Here is a 16,810-nt window from a genome sequence, read left to right as displayed (position 1 = left end):
TCCTAAAAATTTAAACACACCCAAAATTATGAAAAATTTTAGTGGGGCTGCCCGCCCTATGAAATTAATTATGCGTATCAGTTTCGTATATATTGTTATTTCCGCACTATTTATTAACCTGCTTTATGCATCACCGGCCAACGGCCAAACCGGCTTAGACATGCCCATCAGCCTGAAAATGCAAAACGCCCACCTGTCGGAGTTATTTAAGGCAATTGAACAAAAAACCAAGGTAAGTTTTGTGTATACTAACGCGGAGGTAGCTGCCCAGCAGGTAACAGTAAACGAAAGCCATAAGACTGCAAGGCAGATACTTGTGCCCGTTCTTAACCGAAACCGCCTTATGATGGTTGAAACCAATGGCGTTATAATCATTAAATTAAAACCGGCACCTGCAAAAGAAGCGCGCCCTGGCAGCATTACGGGTTACGTTAAAGATGCGCAGAATGAAAAGGTGCTGCCATACGCTACCGTAGTTTTAAAAGGTACTAACCAAAAAGTAGTTACCGACCTGAACGGACACTTTATATTTTCTAACGTGCCTGCCGGAAAGGCAGTGTTACAAATCACTTACATAGGTTATACCAGTAATGAGTTTGCTGTGGATGTTCAGGAAGGCAAAACAGAAACAGTAACGCTTAAATTGGCGAGTGCCAGCAATAACCTAAGCGGTATAACCATCAGCGGCATAAGACGGGGTGAAGCCGTTGCCTTGAGTAACATGCGGAATGCAGACAATGTTAAGTATGTATTGTCAGAAGAACAGATCGAGCGCTTTCCGGATGCAACCGTAGGTGAAGCGATGCAACGTGTTCCGGGCCTTGCAGTTGATTATAGCTACGGCCTACCGCGTAATGTAATCATCAGGGGACTCGACCAATCCATGGGGTCAATAACATTAAATGGCAACAGGCTACCTTCTACCTCTACAAGCTCACGCGATGTTGATTTGAATGGTATACTTTCTACAACGGTTGAGGCTATCGAGGTTAACAAAACACTTACACCGGATATGGATGCCGATGCTACAGCCGGATCAGTAAACATCATCTCAAAAACGCCTAAACAAGGACAGGAACAATTACAGGTAAAAGGTTCGTTCGGCCACAACTTTCTGGTGGAAAAGCAAAATTTTGATGGTGCCTTTACCTATGGTAAACGCCGGAATAAATGGGGCTACCTTGCCGGTATAAATTATAGCAAAAGCTTCCGCGGAGAGGATCGTGTACAAAAGGATTATGACACTTACGAGATCAATGGCGAGGAGAAGCTGATGCTTTCAAACCTTGAACTGGAAGGCACTGACCTGAAACGGGAAAACATCGGCGTACAAGCCGAGCTTGATTTTTTTCCGACAGAAAAAAGCCAGTTTTATTTGAGAGGATCATACAATAAGTTTTATGAGTTGCAAACGAGGGGCACCAAAAGTTACAGCATAGGTGAATATACCAATCTGAATGAGTTAACGGATGTTACTATCGGTTCGAGCGGCACTCCAAGGAATTACAACAGGAACCTGACCATGCTTTCATTAGGTTACAAAACGGAGTTTAATAACTGGAAAGCCAATGCAGACCTGACTTACTCCGCCGGTTTGTACGATCAGCCGCTTTATTATGATGGCTATTTTGCAAACGAAGGATTATCCGCCGAACTGGATATCTCCAATCCGCGCGCTCCGCAATTCAATTTTGGAAACATTGATCCAAACAATTCTGCGAATTATAAAACGAATTATTATACCAACCGCCATCAGATTGCGCATGATAAAGACGGCCAGGCAACAGCCAACATACAACGTACGTTTGACCTGAGTACAAAAAATAAACTAATGGTAAAATTTGGCGGCCGTTATAAGTACAAGGAAGATGACCATACCCGTAGCTATTATCAGTATACCCTAAAAACCGGAGAGCTGACTTTGACGGACTTTTTGGGTAATTATGAACGCAAAAAATACTTTGACGGCAAATACAATCTTTCCGGTGCCATTGCCGACGGATATAAAATGGAGCAATACTACCAAAGCAACAAAAATTTATTTGAGGATAATATTACCTATATCCGCCAAAACACCGACCCGGATTCATACAGCGGCAGTGAGAACGTTGCAGCCGGTTATGGCATGGGCAAACTTACGCTTGATAAGCTGGATATTATTGCCGGCGTACGTTTTGAGCGAACCGGATTCAGTTATAATGGTAATATCGTAAACTTTGATAATACCGGTAAATATGTTAGTACAAATAAGGTTAACACTAACTCGTCATTTGATGGTTTTTTTCCAAGCCTAAACTTAAGATACGCGCTTGATCAACGCACCAATTTGCGCGCTGCGGTCACCCGCTCCTTATCGCGACCGGCATATTATGATCTGGTGCCCTGGCAAGAGGTTGAACCGCGCCGCAGACGCATGAAGATTGGTAATCCCGGCTTAGATCAGGCTACCTCTACTAACTTTGATTTTCTTTTTGAGCATTATCTCAAATCGCTTGGCCTTTTATCAGGTGGCGTATTTTACAAAAACGTGAACGACTATATTTACGAGAGTATTTATACCCAGCAAGGCGGTGATTTCAATGGTTATCAGGTAACACAAACTGTGAACGGTGCAAATGCTCGTGTGTATGGCTTTGAACTTGCCTGGCAACAGCAGCTAACCTTTTTGCCGGGATTTTTGAATGGTTTTGGCATTTACGGGAATTACACACAGATACAGTCAAAATTTAAAGTTCCGGGAATTGTTAGCGAGCGCACAGTAAGATTGCCATCTATGTGCCCAAAAGTGGGTAACGCTGCCCTATCCTATGAGAAATACGGGTTTTCAGGCCGCCTTTCACTCAACTTTTATGAAACCTTTATATCAGAACTGGCTGATGTGCAAGCCAATGACCTGATGGAAAAAGGCCGTATCCAGCTTGACTTTTCCGCATCACAAAAGATAGGAAATGGCTTTTCCATCTTTATGGGCATCAGCAACATTAACAATGCGCAAATCATTCTCGACTACGGTGACGGACGCCCGAATGACCATAAGTTTTATTCACGCTGGGCCAATATTGGTTTCAAGTACACTCCATTCAATTAATTGCTAATGAAAAACATATTTATAAAAACCGCCTTATTGGCCATTTTCACTGTAGCAGGGTTTAAAACATATGCGCAGTCATTCAAAGCAGGGCCGGTGCCTGATCGTATTATTCTTACCTGGTCTGATAATCCTGCGCGTACACAATCTGTAACCTGGCGTACAGACACTACAGTTAAACAAGGTTTTGGGCAAATACTGATAGAAAACAGTTCTCCTAAGCTGGAGAAGCCGGAATCAAAAGAGTATGCTGCCACTTTATCAAGCTTGAGTGGAAAAGAGTACGAGAAAGCGAACTATCACAGCGTTACTTTTAAGGATTTGAAGCCAAACCAGGTTTATACCTACCGTGTAGGCGATGGAAATATTTGGAGTGAATGGTTTCAATTTAAAACCGCGCCTGCAAAAAGTGAGGCATTCTCTTTCATTTATCTGGGCGATGCGCAGAACGACATCCGTTCAAAATGGTCGAGGGTTATCAGGCGGGCATTTGCCACCCATGGCGACGCACGGTTTATCGTACACGCCGGAGATCTTATCAATCGATCTAACAACGATAATGAATGGGGCGAGTGGCATTTTGGCGGCGGTTTTATTAACGGGATGATACCCAGTATCCCTTCCTCCGGTAATCATGAATATTTTCGTGATGAGCAACGAACGCTTACGCTCGACCCGCATTGGAAAGCGCAGTACACCCTGCCAGAAAATGGCCCTGAAGGCCTAAAAGAATCTGTATATTACATTGATTATGCAAACGTCAGAATTATATCATTGAATTCGCAAATGATCGTACTGGATTCTGCTTCGCTGAAAATTCAGGCGAGATGGCTGGAGGATGTGCTAAAAAACAACCCGCAAAAATGGACGATGATTACTTACCATCACCCGATATATTCCACTGCAAAAGGGCGTGATAATAAAGAGTTTCGCGAAGTTTTTAAACCACTTTTTGAAAAGTACCATGTTGACCTGTTAATGCAGGGGCATGACCATACGTACAGCCGTGGGCAAAACCTGCCCACCGGTGTTTCGGGCAAAGTTGGCGGCCCGATGTATGTGGTTTCAGTAGCCGGCCCAAAAATGTACAAGATCGATGTAGAGCCGCATTGGATGGACGTGTTCGCAGAAGATACGCAATTGTTCCAGATCATTTCAATAGATGGCGACACCCTAAACTACCATGCTTATAAAGCGTCAGGCGACATTTTTGACAGTTTTAAATTAATTAAAAAAACAATAAACAAAGCAGCTGAGATTATCGATCTGAAAAAATAGTCACAAACGATACAGGAGTCGATTCCCACTCCTGTATCGTTTGATATCAGAAAAATTGTTAAGCCTGATTATACAGGATTACGTTACTTGATCCGTACGAAAATTATGACGTGAGATTATCAACCGGGTGAAAACTGTAAGCCCTTACCACTTATGGATACTGTTTTAGCTATCTATCCAATAAGGTCGCTCATTTTTCTTTAGCCGTCTGAAGTGTCGTTGATGAAATTATTGATTAGAGATAGAGTATCATTTTTAGGTTTAGGATTTATAATATTTCTTTTAGTAAATTTGTACGTTAAAATTCTTTAAAATCATGATAATTTAACCTCGTGACCAATTCGGTGACTTGCTAAATTAGGCATTATAAAACCCTTGATAATCAAAGCGAAACACGAATGGTTCGAGTCCCATCCATTTCCGCTTAGAGAGTTCAAAACTCACCGAAACCGCTTAATTCGTTGAATTAAGCGGTTTTTTTGTGTCAAAACCCCTTGTTTCAAATCATCTAAATGCCATCCTCGGTTAACAAGGAAGGTCTGTTCTATTTGTTGATATCTTCTTTAGGTAAAGCTTTCAACCCCAAGTAGTTTTTTAATTGAGATTTTAAAACGAATAGTACTTGGTCTTTCTTAAAGTTAAGGCGGTTCCATCCATCATCTTTCAAATAACTGCTTTAAAATTATATCAAAGATGATTTAAGGCCTTGATAAACCGGATTTATCAAGGCCTGATCAACATTCTCGGAATCGCTTTATATGAAAGGATATTAACTGCTGGAATTCAGCAATAGCTATTTGCCTTTTAAGGTATATTCAAAGGGAAGCTGATCTGCAACGCGGCGCAAGGCCATATTCCCTTGAACTGTATAACCTTGGTGGTTAGATGCGTCACCTTTTTGGTCGATCGCAGTACCGTCAGCTAATAAATAAAACAATGTACAGTTACTTACAACAGGCACAGGCTTTTTTTGCCCGTCGACTATCATTAGCTGGGGTTTAATTGCCTGCTTAGGTGCGTAAGTAATATACAACTTAGTAAACTGCAATCTCATTAAACTATCTGGTCCAAGTTTGGTTATCACATGCGGATCGATTTCATTTGGATCAATGTAAACGTATTCGTGCTCGTCTAATCCACCTAATGCTGGTACGCGCTCAAAAGCCTGATGAATGATAAAACCCTCTCTCCGAGCATTACCTTTGTAAAGCCCCCTAAAAAAATGCATTATTGAACCATAGTAAGCTTTTGCTCTTGCTGCTTCCCAATCTTCTTTTTGTTTTGCATCTGCAGGCAATTCTTCAAAGGCACCGTTACCAAAAAAACTAGCATTATCCTGTGCAATTTGATAACTGAAATTAACAAGCGAATATTGAATACTATAACCTAATGCTTTGTTTTCAATAACAATTATTTCGTCCGCGTAAGCGTTAAGAACACCCGCTTTCTTATCATACGTTAGGTTGATAACATCAGGATTAACAATGCGGCATTTTTTACTGTTAGCGGTCTCTCCCAAAAATACTTTTTGGAAAACTTTAAAATAGTTTTCCCGTTCCTTCTTCCCCATCACATTGACAGTTACCTCTGTGAGTTGAACGGTAACCGGCTTTAGTTTAATATTAACATTGACTGATAGGTCAGAAATAAAAACAGTTTGAGTGTGTTTTGCAAAACCGACCATAGATACAGAAAGTTGATAAGTGCCTGGATGTAACCCTTCAAACCCAAAAGCCCCCTTATTACTGGTACTGGTTATTTTTTTCATCCCGACAATGAACACCGTTGCGGATGCCAAAGGCCTGTCCAAACTGTCAGTAATACTTCCGGAAAGTGAGTGAAGTGATTGACCGGCTGAGGATGACGATAAGCCAAGCAATACGGCAGTAAGAACGTAAAAGAAAATGAAAACTCTTTTAAAATTTGGAACCTGTAAAAATATGTTACAACAGCGCATACAAATCAGGCATTAGGTTTATTAGCAAAATTTAAGCAAGATACAAAATAATGACTTTTAACTATTGATAAATTATTGCCTAATTTATTATATTGCGATAAGCCAATTAAACCGATTACAAACATGCCTATTAACCCTTTGTCACATCCAACCCTCAGGTACTTAGACATAAAGCATAAATCTATTTACCACCAATTTACTTTATGTGTAAAAAAATAGCCATTATAGTAGGTGCCGGACCAGCCGGACTCACCGCTGCTTATGAATTATTAAAAAGAACGGATATTTTGCCCGTTATACTTGAGAAAAGCAATGTTGTAGGAGGAATTTCCAGGACGGTAGATTACAAGGGTAACAAAATTGACATAGGCGGACATCGTTTTTTTTCAAAATCTAAACGTGTTACTGCTTGGTGGGAAAACTTTCTTCCTCACGAGGATGCACTAAATAATGCTCAACATCCGAACAATTTAATAATGCTTAAACGGGAGCGCCATTCCCGTATACTTTATTTACGCAGGTTTTTTGATTATCCCTTAAGGCTAAATTTCAAAACTGTGAAAAACCTCGGGGTTATACGACTGATTGCAATTTTCACCTCCTACGCTTTTGTGAAAATCAGTCCGAGAAAAAATGAAAACACCCTGGAAGATTTTTTTATCAATCGCTTTGGTATCGTACTATATCGAACGTTTTTTAAAGATTATACTGAAAAAGTTTGGGGTGTACCCTGTAATCAAATAACCGCCGAGTGGGGCGCCCAACGGATAAAAGGGTTATCTATATCAAAAACAATGGCACATGCAATCAGTAATTTTTTCAACAAAGGCAAAACAAATGCTAAAGTTGAAACCAGCCTGATTAATCAATTTATGTATCCCAAACATGGTCCGGGCCAATTATGGGAAGAAGTTGCAAATCAAGTACAAAAATTAACTGGTACCATCATATTCGATCAAACCGTACAAAGTATTGAATGGTTAGCCGAAAATCAAGTTGAAGTAAAATCTATTGACTCTAATGGTAAAACCGCCGTTTATCAAGGAACTTTCGTTTTTTCAACAATGCCTGTAAAAGGCCTCATAAAAGCTATGGGAGCTAAAGTACCAAACGAAATAAGCAGAATAGCGGAAGGATTAGTATACCGGGATTTTATTACGGTAGGCCTGTTAGTTGACGGTAAAGTGTTTGAAAACCTTTTGGGTACAATGCCGAAAGACAACTGGATTTATATACAGGAAAATGATGTTGCTATTGGCAGATTACAACTGTTTAATAACTGGAGCCCTTACCTCGTAGCAGATAGTAAGCATATGTGGTTGGGTTTAGAATATTTTTGCAACGAAGGCGATGGGCTCTGGCAAAAAAAGGATGAAGATTTTATTGCGTTTGCGGTTGCCGAACTACAAAAATTAAAATTCGTCACCTGTGAAGCCGTTTTGGATGCGACGATAATTAGAGAACCTAAAGCTTATCCGGCCTATTTTGGTACTTATAACGAGTTTGACAAGATCCGGCAGTATACGGACAGATTCAAAAACATGTATCTCATAGGGCGAAATGGTATGCATAAATATAATAATCAGGATCACTCAATGCTTACTGCAATGGTAGCGGTTGACAATATTATCAATGGAATTGATGACAAAAATAACCTCTGGACGTTAAACACCGAAAAAAGTTACCATGAAACGCAAGAGGAGCCTAAATAATTTATCATGAAATCAAGGTTATTGTACCTGGTATTTGCAGTGTGCTTATTGCTAATCTCTTTCGTATTTATACAAAAAACACGGCCTAATTTATCTGACGCTGTTTTGATAGCTCCTAACGGCAGCGAGGTTGGTATCAGACTACCTTATGTAAATGATAGTATTGGCGTTAGTGGAATATATACGGTAAAACTTTCAGTATTAAACTCGTTCATCTTTCACGGTACATTACAATTGATACAGAACAAATGTGTTACCGAACTCATTATAAACGATAAGGAGATCGACCAAAGCTATTTTGCTTCAAACAACTGTGATGATAAAAATGGGCAATATTTGGCTATTAAACATTTACTTAAGCCAGGTGAAAACAACATTGAAATAAAAATTTCCAGTGATGATAGCCGTTTAAAGGTTAGTTTATACGATACTACGTTTTATGATAAGTACTGGATAGGCTTGCTTGTAATTCTCATATTACCGTTGATCAATCTTAAATCACTCAGGCTTGATTTTATTACATACGTTAGTTGCAATATTAAATATTACCGGAAATATTTAGTTGTCGGTATAGCAATGCTAATATTACTAATTACGCTCACTATACTTTCGTATTTGGTGCCTGATGAGCCTACGATTAAAGTATTTATTGTAATTGTGTTTTTAGGAACATTCTTTTTTCCGGCAATAATATACGTTAAAGAAAAAATGATACATGGTAAGCTAACTGCCGTTATGTATACTTTTGCAATAATATTATTGTATTGCTTTTTGTTCAGATTGCCCCATGATCAATACTCTTATGACATCAACGGGCATTTAGAATATGTAAGGTATCTTATTAATCACGGAGAATCTCCGGTAGCTACCGGAGGTTGGTTATTTTACCATCCTTCGCTTTATTATCGTATTGCTGCACTAATGTACCCTGTAGTGAATTTAGCTAATCCTTATGATGATTCTGAATTCGGTAAATATCTTCAATGCCTATCTGGCGCACTTTTCGCGGTCTATTATTTCTTCGGTTTAAAAACAATAGACTTATATTTTAAGACGCCTAACCTTAATAGTCCTGAAAACGTAAGAAAACATATATTCATCATTACGGCTGCCATATTTCTTTTTTGGCCATCAAACAATTTTATAGGCGTTCGCGCAGGCAACGATATTCTTTTTGACACTTTATTTTCCGTAGCTTTTTATTTCGCCAGCAAATGGTGGTTAACAAAGCAATCCTTAAATTTATACATTGCCATTGCAACGTGTTCACTTTGTGTTTGGGCTAAAACCAATGGATTTATAATTTATATATTATTGGGTTTTTTATTAGCGATAGATCTGCATCGCAACAGAGGAGTGAAAAACTACGTTAAACAACACAAACGTCAATACGTGATTTTTATATCAGCGTTTTTGCTTACCTGTTATTTTTCCTTTCATCAAAAAATTGAACAATGGATGATTGATCCGGGCACCAGGCTGATTGTAGGTAACGTAAATGGCTTGGGGGCAAATGCCATTGTTCAAAATAAACCATTGAATTACTTATTTTTAAACCCTGTACATTTTGTAGAAACGCCCTTTACCGACTCGTTTGATGATGCCAAAGGCAGAAATTATTTTTGGTTTTTCCTGCTTAAATCAAGCATGTTTGGCGAGTTTGGGTTTGATGATAGAACCCTACAGCTAATTGCCCAAATAATGAGCTTGTTTTTATTGACATTTATACCGCTTACTGTAATTTGGGGGCTTAGGGCATGCTTAAAGTGTTATAAATATGGCAGTATAGCTATTTTGGCAAACTTTGCCACATTACTTTTCATGATGATTATTTTCAGGATCTATTATCCTTATGCATCCTCGGCTGATTTCAGATATATATTTCCATTTTTATTGCCACTTGCTTTTGTTTTAGGCGCTGGCTTTGCTATTATTAAAAACAAAGCAATACGCTTCGTTTATCAGTGTTTTATAGCGGGCTTTCTGTTTGCAGGGTTATGCTTTCAGCTTGTATTTATATTTTGAACTAAACTCCCACATGTAACTTTGATAGTATATAATGTAAATATGCCCTGGCAGGTATTGAACCACCAAGGCATATACAAGTAATTTAAGCAAGTTTTCGAAGCTTGATTACCGTAGTTTTGAACTGTTGAGTATTTGGTTTAACAATTCGTTGGCTTTATCCCTATCGGCAAAGTTGTATGTCAGCTCCCCTCGCAAGTTTTTGTCATTATAATAATCTGAATTGAATATTATTTTACCGCTATCATTAACCTCATACTGAAATATTAAATACCGTATATTGTTTACGGTAATAATTTCCGAACGTTTTATAGCAGCATTTTTCTTTGTTCTTTTCAAAATACTGGCACTTACCTTTTGCTTTGACTCAAGCGTCCGCTCAGTAAATAAAGGACGTACTGCATCCCAAAAAGCAAGTATTATATCGCCATTTTGATAATGCGCCCTTGTATCATTATCCAGCGTACTAATTTTTAACTTGCTCTTGGAGAATTGTGTAAACTGTTGGGTAGAAAGTTTAACAGTATTTTCCGGGAGGGAAAAGTTTATAACGTCGCTGCCTGTTGTTTGTACTATGATATAGAAAAGGCTGCATATGGTAGTTAGACCCTTCATATGAAAAAGTGCTTAATTAATACAAGGGCTGTACCATACTTTTTACCTATTTAAAAATGTTATTGTATTTTGCTAAAAAAGAGACTTCGTAAAAATTTCCCTTTTCAAGGTTTGTGCCTGACACTTTGAAGACTACATTACGTTTTAAGGCTTTTTCTAAACTTTCAATCTCGTTTGGAGTTAACGATGTGTTTTCAGGTGCTAAAAATTGAAGCTCCATGGGCTGGCCGTTATGATTTACATAAAAAGATAAATATAGAAATTTCTCTGTGGCCAACTCTTTGGCCCGCTGACCTGTAAACACTTCTTTGAAGGATTTCGTTATAACGTAGTTGCTTTTTAAACTTGCCGAGAAATCCGTAGGTACATAATTTGCTTTTTGATTTATTAAACGGTTGGATGAATTGCTTATTGATATTTGTTTATCATTAGGTATACTATGAATGCTATAACTATTTTTATTGGCTATAATATTTTTATTTATCGCAGATTTCAATCTTTGGGAATAAGACATATTGAAAACGTAGTTAATGGAATTAATGTTGTGTTCACATTCGTGTTGCTATAGTTATTATTTATCTGTTGATTTTTCCATGTATTTAAATAGTTAAAATATTGAGGCTGAACATCCGACCATGTGGGGAAATGGGTACCACCATCAGTTATCGTAATTAACCAATTTCCATATGTTCCACCAGTAATGGCATTACCGATAACTTGATTATTAATCATTGCGTTCACATCACGTATTAATTTTGCTTCAAACTCAATATTTGCAGATCCTGATGCTGGCGGAAGATACTGTGATGACCCACCACTTATTGTGTGATTTTGCATTGCATGAAATAACTCCTCTTGTAATTGAGACATCTCAAGAGTATTAACGTCTTTTATGACTACTCTTTCTAAGGTTGGATTGTAAGATGCAGGATTGGATGAGGCAGAGTTTACATACCAATCAAACTTCAAATTATTGTTTTTCAACGAATTGTAAAGAGCTGATCCTAAGCAGTTACTCGTAATTTCGTTTAAAGTCGCTTGTATCTTTTGTTTTTGAGCCAATGTCAGACTTGTCGGATCGTTCATTAAAGCATCTATGTTTTTAGGAGTCGTTCCTCCACCACCATAATCGGGACTACTGCCGGAACCACTACCACTTCCACTGCCTGATCCACTCCCGTTGCCCGCGCTACTTGATCCGTTTCCACAATTTGTACACACACCATTGCATTGTGTATGAGTATAAAATATGACATTTGATAACATACACCCAGTTGTTACATCACGTTCTATTTCCTGCCGGTACCAAAACACACAACCGGGAGGGGCAACAAGTCCGGGAAAACCAACATAACTGGGTTCAAAGTCAGTGCAGGTTGTATTTGTTTTTAGCCTGTTTGTTACGCCAATACTTCCTGCATTTATAGTTGAAGATTCCATATGCGAAATCCGAGCTTCTTTATTCGTTTTTTTGCCATTATCAAAAGTTGCACTTTTGATAAATTGGTAATTTACATCATACTGAAGTATATCACCATTAAAGCCCGTGATGTTATCGCGATCATAGTTTTTCAATAAGAAATCAAACTGATCGTTAATATCATATTTTACCCCAAGTAATTCTACTATAATACCATTATTAACAGATGTGCCGTTTCCATCAAATACAAAAAAACGCCTTATACTAATGTCTTTATTGCCTATGTGTTTTTCGGGCGCAGCACCAATATTAATGTTTTGCCAGATGTTGACTTAACCGTCCAGGCATCTTTCCAATAAGGTTTTAGCTTCAATGTGCCATCCATTTTGTAAATGTTGCATGTACCAGATTTTTGGCTGATTCCAGTAGCATTGACGGCGCTTCCTTACGGTCATGTAAATAATTATCGATATCTCGCTTACAAGCAAATAATAGTAAACAAATGCCAAATAATAGTGATAAGGAAAATAAGGTTCCTTTTTTCATTTGTGATTTTAGGTTAATGTAACTTAAGGTTTGTGTTTAAACAGATAGGCGCTAACTGTTTGATATTATCAAATATATCCCTAGAAAAAAACTAAAATTGTTATAAGATTATAAAAATTCTTACTATTTAAAATGAATACTCGATAACAACTTATCTAACTCCCTTTTACCAGATAAACGTTCCTTCATAGGAAATTCTATAGCTCCACTTACAACGCTCCGTTTATCTTTAGACAAGCAAAAAAAAGTGTATTTAGCGTTATTTGCATCATAAGGATGCAATTGTTCAATCAATAATAAATGGTAATCGTTGAAAAATTTATTTATAAAGTTCCAACCTGATTTACCTCCCAATGATTTATCTAAAGCTTTAAAATTATTTTCCAAATTTTGTAGATAATTAGGGTCGGTGTTACCGGTAGCTCCGTTTAGTTGAATAAAGATGTTACCTATGTTTGCAGCTGTGGCGGATTTCGGGATTACATATGTTGAATTATCACTTGCTACCCTTTTTGTTCCAGGTGCAACATTAGATGCGTTTTTGGGAAGCGAAAAGACTGCAACTTCTACCACATTGACTTCACGAAAGTTAGTCTGACTAAATGCGGGTTTTACCCAAAACGCTGCTAACAGAATAAATACTAGTGCCTCAGATGTACCTAGCAAGATTAAAGCCCCCAATAAATACGTTCTTATTTTACGGGCAATTGTTGGATAATTTTTCATTTGCTGGGGCGTTAAGTTGCGAAAAGCGTGTAGATAGCTTTTTACTGTCAGCTAAGATTTGTCAATTATAATAAAGCCTTGCCAACGGTGCTACTTACAACAATGTTGGCAAGGCTATTACTTAAAAGAATATTACCGAATATTCTTAAACACAACAAACTTAATCTACTTTTTGTCCATCAATTATTAAATATACTTTTTGCTGCACAAAACCGTCATTTTTCGGTTTGATGAAATACAGAGTATACTTCTTTGAAAAATCAGGATAATTATCTTTTATTAATGCGAGCAGATAAGATAGTTTAATAAATTCAATTTTCTTGATATCCTTTTTTACCAATTCTTCTAAATTTACACTCCCTCTTAATACCGGCATTTTTTCGCCCTTTATACAACTGCATAAGAGTTTATAAAACACATTTGGACCGGCTATTTCCTCGTTGATCATTCTATCCAAAGAGTCCGTTTTAGAATGGTTTAACAAATAAAACAAGGTATCTCGACTTGGTGATTGCGCTTTTGCCACCACATTTACTATGATAAATAATGTAGTGAATACAGTTGAATTTATTACGGAAACTTTAGCCATACGCTCTAAATAAATGATTGAAAGAGCTGCAAAAATAACTAAAGGACTTTTTTATAGGGATGAACAATTGTTCATCCCTATAAAAAAGCCCTTTAGTTAGATTATTAACCATATATGAATTAATAATCTTTAATCGAAATTTTTGTTATTATAGATGTGCTTGTATTAAACTCTATATATAAATATGAATCTGTCGCGACTCCGTTTTTTGATATTGGCGCTGTCAATGTACCATTTATCTTATTTGAATTATAATTTGGCAAAAGTGTTGACACTGTACTTAAATTATTGCCAACTTTAATATAAGGACCGCCTTGTTGACCCACACTCCAATTAGAGCTGGTTATAATATAACCATACATTTTCCCACCAAAATACTGAACCTTGGCTCCACTATAATTATAAATTGTCGCTGTTCCATCGAGTGTTTCCCAGTTCTCAGTAGTTGTTGACACGGGTGTTCCCAAGGTGTTCTGTGCAATTAATTGGCCTATTGAATTAAATGTTGTACTGGTACCAGCGCGCAGTGACAATTTATTTACGTCAATAACATCAACAACTGACGCAAATCGTATCGATGACGTACTCAAGTTAGGGATAGGCCTATGAGCAGCGCTTGCAAGTAATGTGTTCGCACATATCGGCAAAACACAGATTATCATTTTTAAAAAAATATTTTTCATTTTATTATTACTATATATATTAATTACATGGGTTTGTTGGTACACCAGCGGTATCAAACTTTGTTCTAATGTAAGTTTCTGGGTTGGTTTTTTGCCACTGGCCGTTAACCAAGGTTTTCGCCTGAATGTGTACGTGTGGTATCACACCATTAGTTGCGGCATTGCCCGTTGTTCCGGACAGCCCGATGGTTGATCCACCGGTCACCGAACTTCCTACACTTACGTTAACTCCATTTAAATGATTATATTTTAACGAGACAACCGTTCCATCAGGGAGTGTAGACTGCACTGTTACATAATTTCCGTATGAATTTTCGGCATATTGTCCAGCGGTGAAGGAACTCCTCACGTCTGTAACTATTCCTCCATACATTGATACAACTGCAGTGTTAGGTGTCATTTTTATATCTGTACCATCGTGAAATTTTGTCGTTCCGTCAGAATTTACCCTCGTATTGCCATACCGACCACCATTAATGCCTCTTCCTGTAGGTGCAATTGTAGGTCTGTACATCGGGTCACCTGCACAAGGTGTCCCACCACCGCCGCCGCCGTATGGAGGTCCGCCTGTACTTGAACCACTACCGGATCCGCTTCCGGAACCGCTACCAGATCCACTACCTACTCCACAACTTGTACAAGTACCTGGACAAGTATGACTTACGTAATTCCATACTTGTGATACAATACAACCGTCCGAGTCTGTGGTTGTCTGCACATAAAATAAAACTTGACAATCATCGGCAATACCCGGCGGAACACCCACTAATACCGGCGTATAACTGCCACATGCGCTTGTTTTTAAACGACCTACACTTATACCTGCTTTAATGGGTTTAGTTTTCGCCTGAGAAATAATACTTACTTCTGCGTTTGCTCGAACGCCGTCCTTGTACATAGCGGATGTAATTGCTTTATAATTTACGTCATATTGAAGTATTGCACCATTAAAACCGGTTATGGTACGTTGATTATAATTCTTCAATAACAAATCAAAGTTGGCATTAACATCAAATTTTTGGCCAACGAGTTCTAGTATAAGGCCATCGTTAATTTGATTTCCACCAGCTTTAAAGAGGAAAAAACGTCTGATATTTAAATCTTTACTATTAACACTGTGTTCATCCGATGGAACAACTACGGCGCTACCCCCATCTTGTAGTTTAAATATCCACGCATCTTTCCAATGTGGCTTGAGTTTTAAAATACCGTCCACTTGTAAATGCTGCATATGGTAAATCTTGGCAGATTCAAGCAACATGGACGGCGCTTCCTTACGGTCATGTAAGTAATTATCGATATCGCGCTTACAAGCAAATAATAGTAAACAGATACCAAATAATAGTGATAAGGAGAATAAGGTTCCTTTTTTCATTTGTGATTTTAGGTTAATGTAATTTAAGGTTTGTGTTTAAACAGATAGGCGCTAACGAAAAGCGCTAAACATCCTAAAATTCTGTTATGCATATTTAGGATGTATAATTTTTAGTGTTTTTGCATAGGTTAGGTTTATTGGTTTAATTTATGGTTATATCAGAACTTATAGTTATTTGTTTGTTTTACAAGCATTTACAAAAGTTTATTCCTGGTAACTGTGAACTGGATTGCTATTTCTTACTTGATTAATGCCCCATGTTTCCAATGGTAAAGGGCGGTAGCAATGTCACTTCTTTATCCAAATGTTTTATTTGTTTGAAGTTCAGCATATTCATAATAGATGGCATCAAAACGTCTCTTTCCATCCAAACATCTAAATATTGCTTGTAGAATGTGTCATCAGATTTACCGACGACAAACTTTGGAAATTTACACCCATTTTGAAAGTCGTAAATCAATGGCAAGAGAAATACCTTTTCGACATTTATTAATTTCAACATATTAGCCGGATTGACATTGATTGAATCTAACGCGTTTTGCAATGCAATTTTAATAAATGGGCGTTTAGCACCAGAAAATGTTACATCTGTAATTTGGCCTTTGTGAATTTGGAATAAAGCGAATACAATTCCCCTTTCACAAACATTATTTACCGAATCTCTATTAGGTTTAAACGTTTTGAAAAGCGAATTGGTAATGGTTTCACTTAAAGATTTGGCATCGCCATTAATTTGTTGGGCAAAACAATTATTTATTAGTAAAAATAACAGAAAGAACACCAAATACTTCATAAG

At 37.7% G+C, this 16,810-nt stretch carries 14 protein-coding genes; 4 read left to right on the top strand and 10 right to left on the bottom strand.

Features of this window, described 5'->3' with window-relative positions:
• Nucleotides 1-28: 28 nt before the first annotated feature.
• Both ABD960_RS02050 and ABD960_RS02045 read left to right on the top strand, forming a co-directional pair.
• On the top strand, nt 29-3,088 hold the full coding sequence (locus ABD960_RS02050) for a TonB-dependent receptor (RefSeq protein WP_345329250.1): 3,060 nt from the start codon (nt 29-31) through the stop codon (nt 3,086-3,088).
• A 6-nt stretch (nt 3,089-3,094) separates the two neighbouring features.
• Entirely contained in the window at nt 3,095-4,366 is a 1,272-nt protein-coding gene (locus ABD960_RS02045; RefSeq protein WP_345329249.1) for a purple acid phosphatase family protein, read from the top strand.
• A 793-nt stretch (nt 4,367-5,159) separates the two neighbouring features.
• Here the strand turns inward: ABD960_RS02045 and ABD960_RS02040 are convergent.
• Complete coding sequence (locus tag ABD960_RS02040; protein ID WP_345329248.1) at nt 5,160-6,323, bottom strand: carboxypeptidase-like regulatory domain-containing protein; 1,164 nt, start codon at nt 6,321-6,323, stop codon at nt 5,160-5,162.
• A gap of 203 nt (nt 6,324-6,526) precedes the next feature.
• On the opposite strand from ABD960_RS02040, the gene ABD960_RS02035 reads away from it, so the two are divergent.
• Nucleotides 6,527-8,035: an NAD(P)/FAD-dependent oxidoreductase gene (locus ABD960_RS02035; RefSeq protein WP_345329247.1), complete on the top strand. Its 1,509-nt coding sequence runs from the start codon at nt 6,527-6,529 to the stop codon at nt 8,033-8,035.
• Between the two features lie 336 nt (nt 8,036-8,371).
• Nucleotides 8,372-10,060, top strand: coding sequence for a hypothetical protein (locus ABD960_RS02030; protein WP_345329246.1), 1,689 nt, complete (start codon nt 8,372-8,374; stop codon nt 10,058-10,060).
• Nucleotides 10,061-10,168: 108 nt separating this feature from the next.
• Here the strand turns inward: ABD960_RS02030 and ABD960_RS02025 are convergent, their stop codons facing one another.
• The 9 genes from ABD960_RS02025 to ABD960_RS01985 all read right to left on the bottom strand — a co-directional run bounded on the left by ABD960_RS02025 (nt 10,169) and on the right by ABD960_RS01985 (nt 16,807).
• Nucleotides 10,169-10,675 (bottom strand): hypothetical protein, encoded by a 507-nt coding sequence (locus ABD960_RS02025; protein ID WP_345329245.1) that lies wholly within the window; start codon nt 10,673-10,675, stop codon nt 10,169-10,171.
• Nucleotides 10,676-10,721: 46 nt separating this feature from the next.
• Nucleotides 10,722-11,189, bottom strand: a complete 468-nt coding sequence (locus tag ABD960_RS02020) for a hypothetical protein (RefSeq protein ID WP_345329244.1) — start codon at nt 11,187-11,189, stop codon at nt 10,722-10,724.
• Nucleotides 11,168-12,250, bottom strand: a complete 1,083-nt coding sequence (locus ABD960_RS02015) for a hypothetical protein (RefSeq protein WP_345329243.1) — start codon at nt 12,248-12,250, stop codon at nt 11,168-11,170. Before ABD960_RS02015 ends, ABD960_RS02020 begins: the two co-directional genes overlap by 22 nt.
• A gap of 214 nt (nt 12,251-12,464) precedes the next feature.
• Nucleotides 12,465-12,641, bottom strand: coding sequence for a hypothetical protein (locus ABD960_RS02010; protein ID WP_345329242.1), 177 nt, complete (start codon nt 12,639-12,641; stop codon nt 12,465-12,467).
• A 123-nt stretch (nt 12,642-12,764) separates the two neighbouring features.
• Nucleotides 12,765-13,367, bottom strand: coding sequence for a hypothetical protein (locus ABD960_RS02005; protein ID WP_345329240.1), 603 nt, complete (start codon nt 13,365-13,367; stop codon nt 12,765-12,767).
• Nucleotides 13,368-13,527: 160 nt separating this feature from the next.
• Nucleotides 13,528-13,956, bottom strand: a complete 429-nt coding sequence (locus tag ABD960_RS02000; RefSeq protein WP_345329239.1) for a hypothetical protein — start codon at nt 13,954-13,956, stop codon at nt 13,528-13,530.
• A 119-nt stretch (nt 13,957-14,075) separates the two neighbouring features.
• Complete coding sequence (locus ABD960_RS01995) at nt 14,076-14,639, bottom strand: hypothetical protein (RefSeq protein WP_345329238.1); 564 nt, start codon at nt 14,637-14,639, stop codon at nt 14,076-14,078.
• Nucleotides 14,640-14,658: 19 nt separating this feature from the next.
• A complete protein-coding gene (locus tag ABD960_RS01990) occupies nt 14,659-16,014 on the bottom strand; it encodes a M23 family metallopeptidase (RefSeq protein ID WP_345329237.1) in 1,356 nt (451 codons plus the stop codon).
• A 247-nt stretch (nt 16,015-16,261) separates the two neighbouring features.
• Nucleotides 16,262-16,807 carry a hypothetical protein gene (locus ABD960_RS01985; RefSeq protein WP_345329236.1) on the bottom strand — a complete coding sequence of 182 codons (546 nt, stop codon included), beginning with the start codon at nt 16,805-16,807 and terminating at the stop codon, nt 16,262-16,264.
• Nucleotides 16,808-16,810: the final 3 nt, after the last annotated feature.

Origin of the sequence: Mucilaginibacter defluvii, from assembly GCF_039543225.1 — a bacterium.
GTDB lineage: Bacteria > Bacteroidota > Bacteroidia > Sphingobacteriales > Sphingobacteriaceae > Mucilaginibacter > Mucilaginibacter defluvii.
Note: the sequence above shows the minus strand (reverse complement) of the source record. Positions and strands in the feature narration are given on the sequence as shown.